We start from the raw sequence: 276 nt of genomic DNA on the forward strand, positions 1-276 counted from the left end.
GTTGACGGTTTGCTGATCCCCTCACCTCGCCCCATCTTTGGCGCGGTCCTGCCCAGGAAGTTCCGGCTGCAGGGTGAACTGCTGGGCCGCTTCCCGGGTGACACGGATAATTTCGAAAACGACGTCCAGGACATCATCGGATTCTTCACGGGCGAGTACAGGACCAGGCACGGCGAGGAAGTCACCGCAACCCCGGCCCTGGGCCAGGCGCCGCAGTTCTGGGTGCATGGTTCAACTGCCGGCCCCAGCGCCCGTTTGGCCGGCAAGCTGGGCCTC

General features: G+C 64.9%; 1 pseudogene. It reads left to right on the plus strand.

The features are described 5' to 3' along the window. A pseudogene (locus ACPYOG_RS19470) lies at positions 1 to 276 on the plus strand (LLM class flavin-dependent oxidoreductase); the annotation flags it as partial.

The organism is Leifsonia sp. HAY1-4F (genome assembly GCF_056755275.1).